Here is a 16992-nt window from a genome sequence, read left to right as displayed (position 1 = left end):
CGTCCGGACGTCCTCGACGCTAGGAACCTCACTCCCGGGCCCGCATCGGGCGAACACCCCATCCCGGGCGCGGTCAGGGCGCGAGCAGTCCGTGCTCGGCGGCGTACCGCGTCGCCTGGGCCCGGGTGTGCACCTCGAGCTTGGCGAAGATGTTCGACACATGCCGCCCGGCGGTCTTCTCGCTGATGACCAGCCGGGCGCCGATGTCGCGGTTGGAGAGACCGTCGGCGATCAGCTCCAGCACCTGGCGCTCCCGACCGGACAACCCGCCACCCGTGGCGAGCTCCGGGGCAGCGATCCCGTGCCCGCTCGTCCGCGTCATCCCGCCACCCCCACGAAGGTCACCCTGCGGTGTCCACTTCCGGAGCATCGTGCCGCGTGATCATGGCTCTCCGGGACCCGCACCACCCGGACGGCCCAGTAGGACCTCGACCCTCGGTGATCGTCAGGCGTCGCTCAGCGCCGTCAGGTCGCCGCTCCGCGCGACCTCGCCGAACAGCTCGGCGCTGCGACGCGGAATCCGCTTGAGCCCGTCGGCCCGGTCGATCCCGACGAGGCCGAAGGTCGGCCGGTAGCCGACGGCCCACTCGAAGTTGTCGAACGACGACCAGTACAGGTAGCCGCGCACGTCGACGCCGTCGGCGAGCGCCCGCTCGACCTCGGCCAGGTGCGAGGCGAGGTAGCGCACCCGCTGGTCGTCGTCCGCCGTGGCGATCCCGTTCTCGGTCACGACGACGGGCAGGCCCGCCTCCGCGATCCGGCGCAGCACCGCGCCGAACCCGGCGGGGTGGACCTCCCAGCCCATGAGCGTCGTCTCCGCGCCCTCCGGGGGAGGGGCCGTCAGGTCGGCGGCCGTGGCGTCGATGAGGGCCCGCGAGTAGTACTGCAGCCCCACCCAGTCGCCGACGTCGCCGCCCGCGCGCAGGTCGTCGAGGTGGGTGTCGATCATGACCGTCCGCGCCGCGGCCGCGGCGCCGGCGTCGGCCTCGTCGTCGGGACGCAGCGGCTCGATGTACGGCAGGTGCAGGCACGTCCCGACGAGCGGCGTGCCCGGCCCGGCGCGCAGCACCTCGACGGCGGCGCGGTGGGCGCGGGCCAGGGTCGTGTTGACCGTCAGCGCCTCGGTGAGGTCGGTGTGCCCGGGCGGGAACTGGCCCGACAGGTAGCACTCCCGCGCGACGATCTGCGGCTCGTTGATCGTGCAGACGTAGGGCATGCGGTCACCGAGTGCGGCCGCCACTCGCTCCACGAAGCGGGCGAACACCTCCACGGCGTCCTCGGCGAGCCACCCGCCCCGCGCGGCGAACCAGCGGGGCAGCGTGAAGTGGTGCAGCGTCGCGAACGCCGTGAGGCCGTGGTCGGCGAGGGAGTCGAGGACGCGCGCGTAGTGGTCGAGTGCCGCGGGGGAGACCTCGCCCGGGGCCGGCTCGATCCGCGACCACTCGAGGGAGAACCGGTGCGCGTTCTGGCCGAGGTCGGCGAGCAGCGCGAAGTCGTCGTCGTAGCGGTGGTAGTGGTCGATCGCGTCGCCGGAGGGCTCGACGCAGGGCGAGGACGGGTCGTGCTCCCAGTCCCACCAGTCGTTGTTGACGTTGCCGCCCTCCACCTGGTGGGCGGCGGTGGCGCTGCCCCAGAGGAAGTCGTCAGGGAAGGTCGACACGGGGGACACCCTGCCACGGGCTGGGCCGGACGAGTGGTCGCCTGCTGCGGACGGCCGTGGCCGGTGCGGGCCGGACGGGCCTGGACCCGTGGGCATGCACAGAGTTGCGCACACCTGTGTACACCCGGCGACGGGCCGCGGACGCCCTGTGGTAATGCGCTAGGCCTCGTCGAGGTAGTGACGGATGGCGTCGCGCAGCAGGTCGACCACCGGCCGGCCCTCCGCGATCGCCCGGATGTGCAGCTCGTCGCGCAGCGCCCGGGGCACGCGGCCGGAGAGGTAGACCTGTTCCTGACGGGGCGTGCCGGGCCGGTGGTGCTGTCGCCGCCCGGCCGGCCCGCCGTCGGGCACCGACATCAGCGGGCTCGGCGAGGGGGCCAGCGACGACGTCGGCTCGGGCCGGCGGCGCTCGCCCCCGGGCGGGACCGGGCGACGCCGGACGTTCGCCGCGGTCTGCGGGCCCGGCGGGGTCGCACGGGGTTCAGGCGACGGCATCGGTCCGGACCTCCAGCTGGTCGGCGAGGGTGGAGAAGATCTCGATCAGCGGCCGGGCGGGGGCCCCGCGGGCCCGCAGGGGCTGCGCCGCGTCGATGGCCTCGGCGAGCACGGCGCGCGACGGGATCGGCGGCGACCACACCAGGTCACCGAAGGCCTCGGTGACCGAGTCGGTGTGCCAGGCGTGGAGGCCGCGCCGGCGGTCGTGCTCGTTGATGATCACGCCGGACACGGCGAGGTCGGGGCGCCCGAGGTGGCGGCGGTAGGTGGCGATGAAGTCGCGGACGCGGATCGCGCCCTGCAGGTGGTCGTACTCCGGGCGCAGCACGAGCACGGCCGTGTCGGCGGCCGCGAGGCCGAGCTGGGTGAGGTGCCCGAGCGAGGGCGGGCAGTCGAGCAGGACGACGTCGTAGTCCTCGGCGACGCCCGACAGGCCGAGGTCGAGCCGCTCGTGCGATCCGAGTTGCCCCGCCTCGGCGACCCGGGCCTCGAGGTCGTACCGGGCGGGCACCAGGTCGATGCGGGTGGCGAGGTCGTCGACGGAGGGCCCGCTCCACCGGCAGCCGACGACCGCGTCGACGGCGCACCCCTTCTGGTTGGCCGCGACGACCTCGGCCGCGGTGACCATGTCCGCGAGCTCGGCCTCGCCGTAGCCCAGGCGACGCGACAGGTTCGCCTGCGGGTCGAGGTCGACCGCGAGCACCCGGCGCCCGCGGGCCGCGAGGGCCTCGGCGAGGTGGGCGATCGCCGTCGTCTTGCCGGCCCCGCCCTTGTTGTTGGCCACGGCGATCCGCACTGGTCCCGCACCCCCGCCCCGACCGCACCGGCGAGCCTCCCCGATGTGGAGGCGCCGGACGTGCACAGTGACACCCGGTCCACGGTGCTCACAAGCACTCGTGCACCTGTGCACGCGTGCACATCCGGGTGCTGCGGCACCCGGCCCAGGGGGGCGTGGCAGGCGGCCCTCCCGTCACCCGGACGGCTCAGCGCAACCGGGGGTATCGCCTGCGTCTCGCGGAGGCACCGGGTTGGCAGGTCGACGACCGCCGACTGTCGGTCGGGCCCCGTCCGGCCTATGGTCCAGCGACACCGCACAGCCGACCGAGGGCGCGCCCGGACCCGCCGCCCCCGTCGTGCACGACTGCGGTCCCACGTGTGCCGGACACCAGACCCCCGCCTCGGCGCGGTTCTGGCGTGCCCGGGACCGGACGAGGGGACGACCTTGATGGGGAACAGACGGGTGGCGACACAGGCCCGTGGGTCGGGCCACGTCGAGGGGCTGGACGTGACCGTCGACGACCATCCGGACACCCCCGTGATCCGGCTGCGGGGAGGCCTCGGCGCGGGCACCGTGGCCGTCCTGCGCGAGGCGGTCGAGGGCGTGCTGGCCACGGGGCCCGCGGCCGTCGTCCTGGATCTCACCGACGTCGTCGCCGACGACGAGCTGGGCGTGTGGGTGGTCCCCGCGGTGGCGGGGGAGGCTGCCGGTCGGGGCGTCGGCTTCACGGTCGTGGCCCCGGACCGCGCGCTGCGGATGCGGCTGCGGCGCGTCGGTGCCCGCCACGTAGAGATCACCGACGCCTTGTAGGGGCCTCAGGTCCCCGGCGGCACCACGTCGTCGGGGACCGGCGGCCACGGTTCGACGAGATCGAGGTGGTCCGACGGCGAGGCGGTGAACTTCGCGGGCCGCTTCTCGAGGAACGAGGTGACGCCCTCGGCCGCGTCCGGCCCGGCCCCGAGCGCGGCGATCACCCGGGTGTCCATGCGGTGCGCGTCCCAGGGGGACTCCGCCCCGAGCATCGACCACAGCATCCGGCGGCTCAGCGCCACCGACACCGCGGAGGTGTTCCCGACGATCTCCGCCGCCAGCGCGCGGGCGGTGGCGACCAGCTCGTCGTCGGGAACCACCCGCGACACCAGGCGGCCGGCGAGCGCCTCGGCCGCGTCGAACACGCGGCCCGTCGCGACCCACTCCATCGCCTGGGAGATCCCGACGACGCGCGGGAGGAACCAGCTCGAGGCGCCGTCGGGGGCGATGCCGCGGCGCGTGAAGACGTAGCCGAACCGCGCCGACCGGCCGCAGATGCGCACGTCGGCGGGCAGGAGCATCGACGCCCCGATCCCCACCGCGGGCCCGTTCACCGCCGCGATCACCGGCTTCACGCTCGCCGCGATCCGGAGCACGACGACGCCGCCGAGGTCGCGGGGCATGCCGGCGATGGTGCCGCCCGCCCGGAGACGGGCGTCGCGGACCGTCTCGTAGTCGAACGTCGACCCGCCGCGGCCCAGGTCGGCCCCGGCGCAGAACGCCCGGCCCGCCCCGGTCAGCACGACGACCCGCACGGCGTCGTCGGCGTCGGCCTCGTCGAACGCGGCGACGATCTCCGTCGCCATCGTCGGGGTGAAGGCGTTCCGGTGCTCCGGGCGGTCGAGGGTGATCGTCGCGATCCCCTCGGTCACCTCGTAGCGGATCTCCATGGGTGTGTCCTCCGGACCGGTGAGCACTTCGAGGGGTTATAGCCCCCCGAAGTGCTCACGAGCGAAGCACACGCGACCGCCCGCGGAACTCCGCGATCACCAGGTCGTCCTGCGGGCGGCGGATCGTCACGTCGTAGACCCCGGAGCGCCCGTAGCGGGTGCGCTCGGTGGCCACGGCCTCCAGCACGTCGTTCTCGCGGGCGGAGGCGACGAAGACGATGTCGCCGCCGGCCGCGACGGTGACGGGCCCGGGGGAGTTGCAGGCGCACGCGAACGCGGAGTCGGCCAGCAGGAACAGGTAGCCCCCGTGGCACATGCCGTGCCCGTTGACCATGTCCGAGGTGACCCGCATCGTCAGCCGGGCCTCGCCGTCGACGGCCGAATGCAGCTCCATGCCCAGCTTGCGGGACGCGGCGTCGTCGTCCCACATCCGCCGCACGGACGCGACGACGTGATCAGCCATCCTGCTTCGCCACCAGCGTCAGCACGTCGTAGCGGGCCACGGAGTCCCCGTTCTGGTTGGTGACGTCGGCGTCCCAGCGGACCTCGCCGTAGGCCGCGGTGTCGCGCGGGGTGATCTGCTTGGCCGTCAGGGTGATCGTCAGCTCGTCGTCGAACTTGACGGGCGTGAGGAACCGCAGCGAGTCGACGCCGAAGTTGGCGAGCACGGGGCCCGGCGCCGGGTCGACGAACAGGCCCGCGGCGAACGACACCACGAGGTAGCCGTGGGCCACCCGCTCCCCGAAGAACGGGTTCTGCGCCGCCGCCTCGGCGTCCATGTGCGCGTAGAAGGTGTCGCCGGTGAACTCGGCGAAGTGCTCGACGTCGGCCTCGGTGACCCGCCGCGGCCCGCCGACCACGGTGTCGCCCACGCGGAGCTCCTCGAGGTGCTTGCGGAACGGGTGCACCTCGGTGGTGGTGCGCGCCGAGCCCGGGAACCACTGGCCGGTGACCGCGGTGAGCATGTCGGGTGAGCCCTGCAGCGCGGTCCGCTGCATGTGGTGCTTGACCCCGCGGACGCCGCCCATCTCCTCCCCGCCGCCGGCGCGGCCGGGGCCGCCGTGGACGAGCTGCGGCATCGGCGAGCCGTGCCCGGTGGAGCTCTTGGCGTCGGCCTGGTCGAGCACCAGCATCCGGCCGTGCCACGGCGCGGCCCCCAGGACGACCTCGCGGGCGAAGTCGGGGTCGCCGGTGACGACCGACCCGGCGAGCGAGCCCTGCCCGCGGGCGGCGAGGTCGACCACCTGCGCGGTGGAGGTGTAGCCGACCAGCGTGGACACCGGCCCGAAGGCCTCGACCTCGTGCACCGCGGCGGACTCGGGGTCGGCGCCGAGCAGGACGGGGGAGAGGAACGCGCCGCGCTCGGCGTCGGCGTCGGTGACCTCGACGTGGTCGGGGTCGCCGTAGAGCACGCGTGCGTCGTCGGCGAGGGCCTTGAGCGAGCGCCGGACCTCCTCGCGCTGCTCGAGCCCGGCGAGGGCGCCCATGCGCACGTCGGGGTTGTTGGGGTTCCCGACGACGATCCGGGACAGCCTGGCGATCACGGCCTCCGCGACCGCGTCGAGGTGCTCGGCGGGCACGAGGGCCCGCCGGATCGCGGTGCACTTCTGGCCGGCCTTCACCGTCATCTCGGTGACCAGCTGCTTGACGTAGAGGTCGAACTCGGGGCTCCCGGGCGTGGCGTCCGGGCCGAGGATCGAGCAGTTCAGCGAGTCGGCCTCGGCGGTGAACCGGACCGCGCGGCGGACCAGCGTCGGGTGGGTGCGCAGCTGCCGGGCCGTGGAGGCGGAACCGGTGAACGACACCAGGTCCTGCTCGGTGAGGTGGTCGAACAGGTCGCCCACCGACCCGGCGAGGAACTGGACCGAGCCCTCGGGCAGCAGCCCCGAGTCGACGACGAGGCGCATCAGCCCGGCGGTGAGGAACCCGGTGGGGGTGGCCGGCTTGACGATCGAGGGCACGCCGGCGAGGAAGGCGGGCGCGAACTTCTCGAGCGGGCCCCAGCACGGGAAGTTGTAGGCGTTGACCTGCACCGCGACGCCGCGCAGCGGGCTCAGCACGTGCGAGCCGAGGAACGAGCCGTCCTTCGACAGGGGCTCGACGTCGCCCTCGACCAGGACCGTCCCGGCGGGGAGCTCCCGCTTGCCCTTCGAGGCGTAGGCGGCCAGGACGCCGATGCCGCCGTCGACGTCGAACTTCGAGTCGCCCAGGGTGGCGCCGGTGCGCGCGCTGAGCGCGTAGAGCTCCTCGCGGTGCTCGCGCAGGTGCCCGGCGAGCGCCTTGAGCAGCGACGCCCGCTGGTGGAAGGAGAGCTCGCGCAGCGCCGGGCCGCCGACCGTGCGGGCGTGGGACGCGGCCCCGGCCAGGTCGAGGCCCTCGGTCGAGAGGCGGTCCACCTCCTCGCCGGTGACCGCGTCGAACATCGGGCGGCCCTCGCCGGAGCCGCTCTGCCAGCGGCCGCCGACGTAGCTGTCGAGCACCATGGGTGGGGTCTCCTAGACGTCGTAGTCGATGGTGAGCTCGTCGGAGACCGGGACCGACTGGCACGTGAGCACGAACCCGGCCTCGACCTCCTCGGCCTCGAGGGCGAAGTTGCGCTGCATGGCGACCTCCCCGACGACGACCTTGGCCCGGCACGTCCCGCACACCCCGCCCTTGCAGGCGAACGGCAGGTCCGAGCGGACCTTCTGGGCCGCGTCGAGGACGAACGAGTCGGGCGGGATCGTCGCGGTGACCTCGCGGCCGTGCAGGACGATGCGGGCCTCGACGCCCTCGGCGGGCGCGTTCTCGTGGCGCACCGGCTGCGGCGGCGGGGTGTCGACGTAGAACAGCTCCGCGTGGACCTTGTCCCGGCCGACGCCGAGCTCGTCGAGCAGGTCGCGCGCCCCGGTCACCATCTCCAGCGGCCCGCACAGCCACCAGTGGTCGACCTGGGGGGTGGGCACGAGCTGCGTCAGGAGCATGTGGAGCTTCTCCCGATCGAGCCGGCCCGCGAAGATCTCGGCCTCCATCGGCTCGCGCGAGAGCACGTGGTCGAGCTGCAGCCGCGAGCGGTAGCGGTCCTTGAGGTCGGCGAGGTCCTCGGCGAACATCACCGTGTCGGCGCGCCGGTTGCCGTAGAGCAGCGTGACGTGGTTGTCGGGGTGCGCGGCGAGCACGGTCGCGGCGATCGAGAGCACCGGGGTGATGCCCGAGCCGGCGGCGATCAGCGTGTGGTGCTCGCCCGGCCCGTGCTGGGGCGGCGGGGGACCCGGGCTGAACCGGCCCTCGGGCGGCGCCACCTCGAGGACGTCCCCGGCGGACAGCCGGTCGACGAGCCACTCCGAGAACAGCCCGGTCTCGACCCGGCGGACCCCGATCCGCGGGCGCTGCCCCTCGGGCGCGCAGATCGAGTAGGAGCGCCGTTCCTCGCCGTCCGGCGTCTCCGTCCGCAGCGTCAGGTACTGCCCGGCGCGGAAGGCGAAGGTGTCGGCGAGGTCGGCCGGGACGTCGAACGTGATCGCGACGGCGTCGTCGGTGAGCCGCTCGACGTGGGCGACGCGCAGGGCGTGGAACCCGGTGTCGACGGTCGTCGTCATCAGATGTCCTTCATGTGCTCGAACGGCTCGCGGCAGGCCGGGCAGCGGCGCAGGGCCGTGCAGGCGGTCGGGCCGAAGCGGGAGAGCTCCTCGGTGTCGGGCGAGCCGCAGCGCGGGCACGTCACCCGCGCCGGCGGGGCCAGCAGCGTCAGCGGCACCGGGCCCACGGCACGCGGCCCGATGTGGGCGGGCGGTGCGACCCCGGCCTCGGCGAGCTTGCGCCGGCCCTCGTCGCTGATCAGGTCGGTGGTCCACGGCGGGGTCAGCGACACCCGCACCTCGACCTCGCCGAACTCCGCCAGCCTCGCGGTCAGGTCGTCGCGCATCGCGTCGAGCGCCGGGCAGCCCGCGTAGGTGGGGGTGATCGTCGCGGTGATCCGGCCGTCCTGCTGGTCGACCGAGCGCAGCACGCCCAGGTCGGCGAGCGTCAGCATGGGCATCTCGGGGTCGGTCACCTCGGAGGCCACGTCCCAGAGCGTGCTCACCACGTCGCGTCCGGGTGTGCGCGGGCGAGCGACTGCATGATCGCGAGCATCCGGCCGAGCGCCTCGGTGTGCACCCCGTCGCGGCCCCCGCGCCCGCCGACCAGCCCGACCGCGGGCCGCTCGGGCCGGGACAGGGTCGCCACCGGCAGCAGCTGGGCGAGGTCGGCGTCGAGCGAGGCCCGCAGCGACGTCGGGTCGACCGCCACGCCCGCCTCCACCAGCCGCGTCTCCACGGGGTGGGCGAGGAAGAGCTCCTCGGTGAACGGCCACACCGCGTCGAACCCGGCCTGCATGCGCTCGTGGGAGTACTCCGTGCCGTCGCCGAGCCGCACGACCCAGCCCGCCGCGTACTCGCGCTGGTAGGCGAGCTCGGGCACCGCCTTCGCCGCGACCGCGGCCAGCACCGGGTCCGACAAACCCCGCAGCCCGGTCATCAGCGCGAGGCGCCACGACGAGTAGACGACGATCCACGCCATCGTCCGCGCGAAGTCGCCCAGGTCCATCTCGGCGAGGGTGACGCTGCGGAAGAACCGGTCGTCGCGGAAGTAGGCGAGGACGTCCTCGTCGGACAGGGCCGGCGCCATCGTCGTCGTCCGGAAACGCTCCGCCGCGCCGAGGTGGCCGGCGCGGGAGAGCAGGACCCGGGCCTGGCCGAGCAGGTCGAGCGCGATGTTGGCGAGCGCGACCTCCTCCTCGAGCTCCGGGGCGTTCGTCGACCACTCCGAGAGGCGCTGGGAAGCGACGAGCGCGTCGTCGGCCAGCATGAGGCAGTAGGCGGCGAGGTCATCGCGGTCGACACCTGCGGGCGCGGGCGCGGTGACCTCGACGACCGACTCGTCGAAGCCCGCCCCGTAGGCCCAGCGGCCCTCGTGGTCGGCCTCGGCGAGGGCGTCGTAGACGTTCTCCGTCTCGTTCACAGGTGCGGCACGTCCTCGGGGATCTCGTAGAACGTCGGGTGCCGGTAGACCTTGTCGCCCGAGGGCGAGAAGAACGGATCCTTCTCGTCGGGGCTCGAGGCCGTGATCGCGTCGGCCCGGACCACCCAGATCGACACGCCCTCGTTGCGCCGGGTGTAGAGGTTGCGCGCGTTGTGCAGCGCCATCCGCTCGTCCGGGGCGTGCAGCGACCCCACGTGGACGTGGTTGAGGCCCCGCTTGCCGCGGACGAACACCTCGTAGAGCGGCCAGGTGCGGTCGGGCGTGACGCCCTCCCGGATCTCCGGCTCGCCCTCGACGTGCGCGGTGACGTCGTCGGCCATGCTCATGGTCCAGCTCCGCTTCGCTTCGTGTCCGCGCTCACGCCGCGACCTCCTCACGGGTGGCCTGCTTGGCGGCGTAGGCCGACGCGGCGTCGCGGACCCACTGGCCGTTCTCGTGAGCGGCACGGCGGTGGGCCAGGCGCTGGGCGTTGCACGGCCCGGCGCCCTTCACCACGGCGGTGAACTCGTCCCAGTCGATCTCGCCGTAGTCGTAGGACCCGCGCTCGGCGTTCCAGCGGAGCTCCGGGTCGGGGAACGTGACCCCGAGGGCCTCGGCCTGCGGCATCGACATGTCGACGTAGCGCTGGCGGAGCTCGTCGTTGGTGTGGCGCTTGATCCGCCACGCCATCGACTGCTGGGTGTTGGGGGAGTCACCGTCGGCGGGGCCGAACATCATCAACGAGGGCCACCACCAGCGGTTCACCGCGTCCTGCACCATCTCGCGCTGCGCGTCGGTGCCGGCCATCAGCGTCATCAGCAGCTCGAAGCCCTGGCGCTGGTGGAACGACTCCTCCTTGCAGATCCGCACCATCGCCCGCGCGTAGGGCCCGTAGGACGAGCGGCAGAGCGGGACCTGGTTGCAGATCGCGGCGCCGTCGACGAGCCAGCCGATCACGCCGATGTCGGCGAACGTCAGCGTCGGGTAGTTGAAGATCGACGAGTACTTCTGCCTCGAGTCGATCAGCTTCTCGGTGAGCTCGGTGCGGTCGACCCCGAGGGTCTCGGTGGCCGAGTACAGGTACAGCCCGTGGCCGGCCTCGTCCTGCACCTTCGCCAGGAGGATCGCCTTCCGCCGCAGGCTCGGGGCGCGCAGAATCCAGTTGCCCTCGGGCTGCATGCCGATGATCTCGGAGTGCGCGTGCTGCGCGATCTGCCGGATCAGCGTCTTGCGGTAGCCCTCGGGCATCCAGTCGCGGGGCTCGATCCGGCCCTCGGCCGCCACGGTGGCGTCGAAGTCGGCGAGCAGCTGGTCGTCGTGGTCCACGGAGGCCCTCCCGAATGTTCGTTCGGTTACTCATGGTGCCGGACTTCCGCTGCTCACGCAAGCACCGGGGCCCGTCCCCTCGCCGGCCGCCGCGGTCCCATGATCACGTCGATCGGTCGTCCAGCGCCCCGATGACGGGCGCTCCGGGGCCATCCGCGACCGGTCGTCGTGATCATGCCTCGGGACGACCGGGTCGCGGTCCACGCGCCGGACCCCGTGCAGGGCGTCCGGGGCGCGGCGACCGTGTCCGACGGACACGGGCCCCCCGGAAGTCGATCAGCGGCGTGTCGACGGGCCCGGGATGCGAGAGGGTGCGCCCATGACGATTCCGGAGAGCGTCGGCGTGGTCGGTGGCGGCACGATGGGGGCGGGGATCGCGCACGCGTTCCTCGTGGCGGGCACCGCCCGGCTGACCGTGGTCGAGAGCGACGACGAGCGCGTGACGGCCGCGCGGTCGGCCGTCGAGACGTCCCTGCAGGGTGCCGCCGAGCGCGGGAAGCTGCCCGAGGGCACCACCGTCGAGGGGCTCCTCGAGCGGCTGGGCGTGGTGGTCGGCGCCGGCGAGCTGCCGACCGACGCCGGCCTCGTCGTCGAGGCGGTCCCGGAGAGGATCGACCTCAAGCAGCGGATCCTCGGCGACGTGGCGCAGCGCTGCCCCGACGCGGTGCTCGCCTCGAACACCTCGTCGCTCTCGGTGGCGGCCATCGGCGCAGAGCTGCCGGCCGGCCGTGTCATCGGCATGCACTTCTTCAACCCGGTGCCCGCCCAGAAGCTCGTCGAGCTGATCCGCACCCCGGAGACCTCCGACGAGGTCGTCGAGACCGTCCGCGCGTGGGTGGCCGACCTCGACAAGACCCCGATCGTCGTCGACGACAGCCCCGGGTTCGCGACCTCCCGCCTCGGCCTGGTGGTGGGCCTCGAGGCCATCCGGATGGTCGAGGAGGGCGTGGCGAGCGCGGAGGACATCGACACCGGCATGGAGCTCGGCTACCGCTGGCCGATGGGGCCGTTGAAGCTGACCGACGTGGTGGGGCTCGACGTGCGTCTCGCGATCGCCGAGCATCTCGCGGGAGAGCTGGGGGAGCGGTTCAGCCCGCCGCAGCTGCTGCGCGACAAGGTCGAGCGCGGCGAGCTGGGCCGGAAGTCGGGGCAGGGCTTCCACCGCTGGGAATGACAGGTGCGCCTGGCTAGCGTTCCGGCATGACGACGACGGAGCGCCGGCTCTCGCTCGACGTGGAGCCGGCCGTCAACAGCACGGTCGTGATGATGACGGTGCTCGCGGTGGCGCTCGACCGGGGCGTCGTCGCCTTCGTCGACGTGCTCCAGCTGAGCCTGGGTCCGCTCGTCGCGACCTTCGCCGCGCACCTGTTCGCCACCACGCTGAAGGCGGTCCACGCCGGGCACACGCTGCCCTCGGGGCGCCGGCTGCTCGCGCTCACCGGGCACGCCGCGCAGTACCTCCTGCCGGCGCTCCTCCCGCTGACCGTCGTGGCCGTGGTCGCCGCGACCGGCTTCGCCGGGATGCAGGGGCCGGAGGAATCGGCGCACATCGTCATCGACCTGAGCTGGGTCGGCCTCGTCGTGCTCGGCGCCGTGGGCGGGTGGCGCGCCCTGCGCCGGTGGTGGGGCGCCCTGCTCGGCGCAGTGGGGGCCTTCGGAGTCGGGCTGGTCGTCGTGCTGCTGCGGATCGTGCTCGAGCACTGATGTGGCCGGAGGCCTCGTGAGCACTTTCCGGGCCTATGACCCCGGAAAGTGCTCACGAGCCTCCAGGCACACCCAGCCCTCGTAGCCCACCGCACGCAGGGCTCGCAGCCACCGGGCGAGCGGCAACGAGCCCGTCCCCGGCGAGCCCCGGCCCGGCGCGTCCGCGATCTGCACGTGCGCGAACTCCGCGCCCCGGGCGGCGATCGCGGCGTCGACGTCCTCGCCGTTGACCGCGAGGTGGTAGAGGTCGGCCAGCACCCCCGAGCCCGGTCCCAGCCGCCCGACCAGGGCGAACGCATCGGCCGTCGTCAGGACGGGGTAGTCGGCGACCGCGCTGAGCGGCTCGATCAGCAGCTGTGAGCCCCGGGCGTCGGCAACAGCCGCAGCTGCCGCCAGGCGCTCGACGGCGAGGTCGGGGAGCGGCCCCCGACCGACGAGCGTGTTGTGCATCCGCGCCCCGAGCCGCGCGCCGACCTCCAGGCCCACGGCCAGGGAGTCGTCGAACTCCGCCGCCCGCGCCGGATTCCCGACGATGCCCCGCTCGCCCGCGGCCATGTCGCCGCCGAAGAGGTTCATCGCCACCAGCTGCACGCCCACGTCGGTGACCGAGGCGCAGAACGCGTCGACCTCGGCGTCGCCCGGGCCGGCGGTGTCGAACGGCCACCACGACTCGATCACCGTGAACCCCTCCGCCCGAGCCCGGGCGGGGCGCTCGAGGACGGGCACGTCGGGGTAGCGGATCGAGACGTTCAGCCCGACGCTCACCCGCCGAACTCCCGGAGCCGGGTCATCAGGTCGTCGAGGTCGGCGACGGAGAGGTTGCCGACGCTGACGCGCATGGCGCCGTCGTCGACCGCCTGGAAGTCGGTGCCCGCCATGACCAGCACGTCCTGCTCGCTCAGCAGGGCCTGCACCACGTCAGGAGTGCCCGCGTCGGTGCGCGGGTGCCGGACCCAGGCGAAGAACCCGCCGATCGCCAGCAGCTCGAACCCGCCCGGCCGCTCGGCCATGGCCGCGGCGAACGCCTCCCGGCGCGCCCCGACCTCGGCCGCGCGCTCCGCCCGCCACGCCTGCGCCTTCGTCAGGCCGGCCCAGGCGGCCTCCTGGCCGATGCGCGGCGCACCGATCGCCACGCAGTCGAACAGCTTGAGCGCCTGGCGCCGCAGCGCCCCGCCCCCGACCAGCGCGCCGACGCGGTAGCCAGCCAGCGCCAGGTCCTTGGAGAAGCTGTGCAGGCCGACGACCGTCTCGCGCCAGTCGGGAGCGGAGTACAGCGTGTGCGCCGGCGTGGCGCGGAAGGCGCGATAGGTCTCGTCGAGGAGCAAGGCGAGGTCGTGGCGGCGGGCGAGGTCGGCGAAGGCGGCGAGCTCGTCGGGCGGGACCTCGACACCGCTCGGGTTTCCCGGCGTCACCAGCACGATCGCCCGGGTGCGCGGTGAGATCAGCGCCTCGGCGTCGGCGGCCCGGGGGACGAGGTCGGCGTCGGGCTCGAGCGTCACCGGCTCGATGCCGCGCATGCGCAGCCACATGGCGTGGTTGAAGTAGGTGGGGCGCGCGACGACCACCTCGTCGCCCGGGCCGCACAGCGAGTCCACCGCGAGGCAGAACGCCTGGTTGCAGCCCGCCGTGACGACGAGGTCGTCGGGCCCGACGTCGCCGCCGTGGTCGGCGCGCAGGTCCGCGGCGAAGGCCTCCCGCAGGTGCGGCAGCCCGGCCTGGGCGGCGTAGCGGGCGTCGGCCGCCACCGCCGCGGCGTGCTCGACGACCTCCGGCGCCGGCGGGTACGCGGGCGCCGCCCGGGCGACGTCGAGCAGGGGCCGGCGCCCGGCCGCGCTCGCGAGCCCGTCGTAGGCGCGGGCCATCGGCGAGTCGATCCCGGCGGTGACGCGGTCGGACAGGCGCACGCCTCCAGTGTGGCCGACGGCCTCGTGAGCACTTTCCGGTGCCATAACCCCGGAAAGTGCTCACGAGGCGGAGCCACATCGCAGTTGCACCGGGGCCGACGAACGACGACGGTCGGGGGATGGACGCCGACGTCATCGTCATCGGGGCGGGCTTCTCCGGGCTGTACGCGCTGCACCGGCTGCGCTCGCTCGGGTTCCGCACGCAGGTCCTCGAGGCGGCCGACGACGTCGGCGGCACCTGGTACTGGAACCGCTACCCGGGCGCGCGGTGCGACTCCGAGAGCTACTACTACTGCTACTCGTTCGACCCCGGCCTCGAGCAGGAGTGGCGCTGGTCGGAGCGCTACCCGGGCCAGGAGGAGATCCGCGCCTACCTCGGCCACGTCGCCGACCGGCACGACCTGCGCCGCGACATCACCTTCGGCGTGCGCGTCGGGTCCGCGCGGCGCGAGGAGGACGGCTGGACCGTCACCGACACCACCGGGACGTCCCGACGATGCCGCTGGCTCGTCACCGCCGTCGGCTGCCTGTCCGCCGCGAACGTGCCCGACATCCCCGGGCTCGCCGACTTCGGCGGCGAGTGGCACCACACCGGGCAGTGGCCCCACGACGGAGTGGACGTCGCCGGGAAGCGCGTGGGCATCGTCGGGACGGGCTCCACCGGCATCCAGGCGATCCCGGTGCTCGCCGAGCAGGCGGGTCACCTGACGGTCTTCCAGCGCACCGCGAACTACTCGATCCCGGCCCGCAACGCGCCGCTGTCCGAGGACGAGATGGCCGCGACGAAGGCCGACTACCCGTCGATCCGGCAGGTCCAGCAGGGCTCGACCAACGGCCACCCGTTCGTCAACAGCGACGTCGACGTCCTCGACCTGCCCGCCGACCAGCGCCGCGAGCTCTACGAGGCGGCGTGGGAGCGGGGCGGGCTGCGGTTCCGCGCCGCAGTGAAGGACGTGCTCACCGACCCGCAGGTCAACGAGGTCACGTCGGACTTCCTGCGCGACAAGATCGCCGAGGTGGTGCACGACCCGGCGACCGCCGAGACGCTCACCCCGCGCGACCACCCCTTCGCCACCAAGCGCCCGCCGATCGACTCCGGCTACTTCGAGACCTACAACCGGGAGAACGTGACGCTCGTCGACGTGCGCGCCGACCCGATCGCGGCGATCACCCGCGACGGGATGCGCCTGGAGTCGGGCGCCGAGCACCCCCTCGACGTCCTCGTGTTCGCCACCGGGTTCAACGCGCTCACCGGCCCACTGCTGGCCTTCGACATCCGCGGGCGGGACGGGACGTCGCTGCGCGAGGCGTGGCGCGACGGCCCGCACACCCACCTCGGGCTCGGCGTCGCGGGCTTCCCCGACCTGTTCACGATCACCGGCCCGGGCAGCCCCTCGGTGCTGACGAACATGCCGACCGCCATCGAGCAGCACGTCGACTGGATCGCCGACGCGCTCGTCCACCTCCGCGACACCGGCGAGGTCGCGGAGGCGACGCCGGAGGCCGAGCGGGAGTGGGCGGCCGAGGTGGCCCGCGCGGCGGAGGCGACGCTGCTGCCGCAGGCCGCCAGCTCCTGGTACCTCGGGGCGAACGTCCCGGGGAAGGCGCGCGTCTTCCTGCCCTACGCCGGCGGCTACGCGCGCTACCGGCAGACCTGCGACGACGAGGCCGCGGCCGGCTATCCCGGGTTCGGCCTCGCGGGAGATCGTGCCGCGATGTCCGGTTCTCCCGGCGCCGCGTAACAGGGCGCCGCGTTGCTCCGATCGGAGCAACGTGACGAGTCTGCGTACGGCGTTCTTCGGGGAGTTCCGGGTGTCCCTGCCCCGCACGCTCGCGACCCGTCATCCGGAGCGGGTGACCGTCTCCCGCGGGTTCCGCATCCGGCACCCCGGCCACATCGCGTTCGCCGCGCCCGACGCCCGGCTGCGCTGCGGCACGCACGCGTTCGGCTTCGCACGGGGCGACCACAGCGGGCTGCTCCGCCTCGAGGGCACCCTCGAGCTGCGGGGCAACGTGCAGGTGGGCGTCGGCGCCTCCTGGGTGGTCGGCGAGGGCGCGCGGCTCGTCGTCGGGGCTCGCACCTACTTCTCGCCCGACACCCGCATCGTCGCGATGAACGGCATCACGATCGGCGACGACTGCGCCATCTCCTGGGACGTGCAGCTGCTCGACGAGGACTTCCACGAGGTGATCGTCGACGGGGAGGCCCGCCCGACCGGTGCCCCGATCAGCATCGGCGACCACGTGTGGATCGGCTCGCGCGCGACCGTGCTCAAGGGCGCCATGATCCCGGACGGCACCACGATCGCCTCCGGTGCGGTGGTCTCCGGGGTCTTCACCGAGCCCGGCACCGTCCTCGCCGGGTGCCCGGCGAAGGTCGTCAAGCGCGGGACGGTCTGGACCTGACGTCCGGTCACCCCCGGACGGGGGAACGGTCCTTGCGAA

General features: G+C 73.7%; 19 protein-coding genes. 5 read left to right on the top strand and 14 right to left on the bottom strand.

What is annotated here, in order from left to right:
- Positions 1-73 precede the first annotated feature (73 nt).
- The 4 genes from ACFPBZ_RS20725 to ACFPBZ_RS20710 form a co-directional block, all read right to left on the bottom strand.
- The gene (locus ACFPBZ_RS20725; RefSeq protein WP_378038005.1) at positions 74-322 is read right to left on the bottom strand and encodes a response regulator transcription factor; all 249 of its coding nucleotides are present in this window, start codon (positions 320-322) and stop codon (positions 74-76) included.
- A 123-nt stretch (positions 323-445) separates the two neighbouring features.
- Positions 446-1660 carry a glycoside hydrolase family 1 protein gene (locus tag ACFPBZ_RS20720; protein WP_378038004.1) on the bottom strand — a complete coding sequence of 405 codons (1215 nt, stop codon included), beginning with the start codon at positions 1658-1660 and terminating at the stop codon, positions 446-448.
- Between the two features lie 159 nt (positions 1661-1819).
- Complete coding sequence (locus tag ACFPBZ_RS20715) at positions 1820-2155, bottom strand: hypothetical protein (protein ID WP_378038003.1); 336 nt, start codon at positions 2153-2155, stop codon at positions 1820-1822.
- Complete coding sequence (locus ACFPBZ_RS20710) at positions 2142-2951, bottom strand: ParA family protein (protein ID WP_378038002.1); 810 nt, start codon at positions 2949-2951, stop codon at positions 2142-2144. The genes ACFPBZ_RS20715 and ACFPBZ_RS20710 overlap by 14 nt, the downstream gene beginning before the upstream one ends.
- Positions 2952-3440: 489 nt before the next feature.
- On the opposite strand from ACFPBZ_RS20710, the gene ACFPBZ_RS20705 reads away from it, so the two are divergent.
- Positions 3441-3743 carry an STAS domain-containing protein gene (locus ACFPBZ_RS20705; protein ID WP_378038001.1) on the top strand — a complete coding sequence of 101 codons (303 nt, stop codon included), beginning with the start codon at positions 3441-3443 and terminating at the stop codon, positions 3741-3743.
- 5 nt (positions 3744-3748) lie between these two features.
- On the opposite strand, the gene ACFPBZ_RS20700 is transcribed toward ACFPBZ_RS20705, so the two are convergent.
- Genes ACFPBZ_RS20700 through paaA form a run of 8 tightly spaced genes read right to left on the bottom strand, consistent with a single transcriptional unit; the run spans position 3749 to position 10939 of the window.
- Complete coding sequence (locus ACFPBZ_RS20700; protein ID WP_378038000.1) at positions 3749-4633, bottom strand: enoyl-CoA hydratase-related protein; 885 nt, start codon at positions 4631-4633, stop codon at positions 3749-3751.
- A 55-nt stretch (positions 4634-4688) separates the two neighbouring features.
- Positions 4689-5096 carry a hydroxyphenylacetyl-CoA thioesterase PaaI gene (gene paaI / locus ACFPBZ_RS20695; protein ID WP_378037999.1) on the bottom strand — a complete coding sequence of 136 codons (408 nt, stop codon included), beginning with the start codon at positions 5094-5096 and terminating at the stop codon, positions 4689-4691.
- Positions 5089-7116, bottom strand: coding sequence for a phenylacetic acid degradation bifunctional protein PaaZ (gene paaZ / locus ACFPBZ_RS20690; RefSeq protein WP_378037998.1), 2028 nt, complete (start codon positions 7114-7116; stop codon positions 5089-5091). The genes paaI and paaZ overlap by 8 nt, the downstream gene beginning before the upstream one ends.
- Positions 7117-7128: 12 nt before the next feature.
- Complete coding sequence (gene paaE / locus ACFPBZ_RS20685; protein ID WP_378037997.1) at positions 7129-8211, bottom strand: 1,2-phenylacetyl-CoA epoxidase subunit PaaE; 1083 nt, start codon at positions 8209-8211, stop codon at positions 7129-7131.
- Positions 8211-8696, bottom strand: a complete 486-nt coding sequence (gene paaD / locus ACFPBZ_RS20680; protein WP_378037996.1) for a 1,2-phenylacetyl-CoA epoxidase subunit PaaD — start codon at positions 8694-8696, stop codon at positions 8211-8213. The genes paaE and paaD overlap by 1 nt, the downstream gene beginning before the upstream one ends.
- Entirely contained in the window at positions 8693-9613 is a 921-nt protein-coding gene (gene paaC / locus ACFPBZ_RS20675) for a 1,2-phenylacetyl-CoA epoxidase subunit PaaC (protein ID WP_378037995.1), read from the bottom strand. The genes paaD and paaC overlap by 4 nt, the downstream gene beginning before the upstream one ends.
- Positions 9610-9954, bottom strand: a complete 345-nt coding sequence (gene paaB / locus ACFPBZ_RS20670) for a 1,2-phenylacetyl-CoA epoxidase subunit PaaB (RefSeq protein WP_378038045.1) — start codon at positions 9952-9954, stop codon at positions 9610-9612. Before paaB ends, paaC begins: the two co-directional genes overlap by 4 nt.
- A gap of 37 nt (positions 9955-9991) precedes the next feature.
- Entirely contained in the window at positions 9992-10939 is a 948-nt protein-coding gene (gene paaA / locus ACFPBZ_RS20665) for a 1,2-phenylacetyl-CoA epoxidase subunit PaaA (RefSeq protein WP_378037994.1), read from the bottom strand.
- 319 nt (positions 10940-11258) lie between these two features.
- On the opposite strand from paaA, the gene ACFPBZ_RS20660 reads away from it, so the two are divergent.
- Together ACFPBZ_RS20660 and ACFPBZ_RS20655 are read left to right on the top strand one after the other, a co-directional pair.
- A complete protein-coding gene (locus ACFPBZ_RS20660) occupies positions 11259-12113 on the top strand; it encodes a 3-hydroxyacyl-CoA dehydrogenase family protein (protein WP_378037993.1) in 855 nt (284 codons plus the stop codon).
- A gap of 26 nt (positions 12114-12139) precedes the next feature.
- Complete coding sequence (locus ACFPBZ_RS20655; protein ID WP_378037992.1) at positions 12140-12643, top strand: hypothetical protein; 504 nt, start codon at positions 12140-12142, stop codon at positions 12641-12643.
- Between the two features lie 33 nt (positions 12644-12676).
- On the opposite strand, the gene ACFPBZ_RS20650 is transcribed toward ACFPBZ_RS20655, so the two are convergent.
- On the bottom strand, positions 12677-13408 hold the full coding sequence (locus tag ACFPBZ_RS20650) for a TIM barrel protein (protein ID WP_378037991.1): 732 nt from the start codon (positions 13406-13408) through the stop codon (positions 12677-12679).
- Complete coding sequence (locus ACFPBZ_RS20645) at positions 13405-14547, bottom strand: aminotransferase (RefSeq protein WP_378037990.1); 1143 nt, start codon at positions 14545-14547, stop codon at positions 13405-13407. The genes ACFPBZ_RS20650 and ACFPBZ_RS20645 overlap by 4 nt, the downstream gene beginning before the upstream one ends.
- 119 nt (positions 14548-14666) lie before the next feature.
- On the opposite strand from ACFPBZ_RS20645, the gene ACFPBZ_RS20640 reads away from it, so the two are divergent.
- Positions 14667-16289: a flavin-containing monooxygenase gene (locus ACFPBZ_RS20640; protein WP_378037989.1), complete on the top strand. Its 1623-nt coding sequence runs from the start codon at positions 14667-14669 to the stop codon at positions 16287-16289.
- Between the two features lie 31 nt (positions 16290-16320).
- The gene (locus ACFPBZ_RS20635; RefSeq protein ID WP_378037988.1) at positions 16321-16953 is read left to right on the top strand and encodes an acyltransferase; all 633 of its coding nucleotides are present in this window, start codon (positions 16321-16323) and stop codon (positions 16951-16953) included.
- Positions 16954-16992 lie beyond the last annotated feature (39 nt).

This window comes from Actinomycetospora atypica (assembly GCF_042653685.1).
Classification (GTDB): Bacteria; Actinomycetota; Actinomycetes; order Mycobacteriales; family Pseudonocardiaceae; genus Actinomycetospora; species Actinomycetospora atypica.
Note: the sequence above shows the minus strand (reverse complement) of the source record. Positions and strands in the feature narration are given on the sequence as shown.

Coding starts and splice junctions, on each gene's coding strand:
- ACFPBZ_RS20725 (WP_378038005.1), bottom strand. CDS start 322: ATGACGCGGACGAGCGGGCACGGGATCGCTGCCCCGGAGCTCGCCACG.
- ACFPBZ_RS20715 (WP_378038003.1), bottom strand. CDS start 2,155: ATGCCGTCGCCTGAACCCCGTGCGACCCCGCCGGGCCCGCAGACCGCG.
- ACFPBZ_RS20700 (WP_378038000.1), bottom strand. CDS start 4,633: ATGGAGATCCGCTACGAGGTGACCGAGGGGATCGCGACGATCACCCTC.
- paaI (WP_378037999.1), bottom strand. CDS start 5,096: ATGGCTGATCACGTCGTCGCGTCCGTGCGGCGGATGTGGGACGACGAC.
- paaZ (WP_378037998.1), bottom strand. CDS start 7,116: ATGGTGCTCGACAGCTACGTCGGCGGCCGCTGGCAGAGCGGCTCCGGC.
- paaE (WP_378037997.1), bottom strand. CDS start 8,211: ATGACGACGACCGTCGACACCGGGTTCCACGCCCTGCGCGTCGCCCAC.
- paaB (WP_378038045.1), bottom strand. CDS start 9,954: ATGGCCGACGACGTCACCGCGCACGTCGAGGGCGAGCCGGAGATCCGG.
- ACFPBZ_RS20660 (WP_378037993.1), top strand. CDS start 11,259: ATGACGATTCCGGAGAGCGTCGGCGTGGTCGGTGGCGGCACGATGGGG.
- ACFPBZ_RS20655 (WP_378037992.1), top strand. CDS start 12,140: ATGACGACGACGGAGCGCCGGCTCTCGCTCGACGTGGAGCCGGCCGTC.
- ACFPBZ_RS20640 (WP_378037989.1), top strand. CDS start 14,667: ATGGACGCCGACGTCATCGTCATCGGGGCGGGCTTCTCCGGGCTGTAC.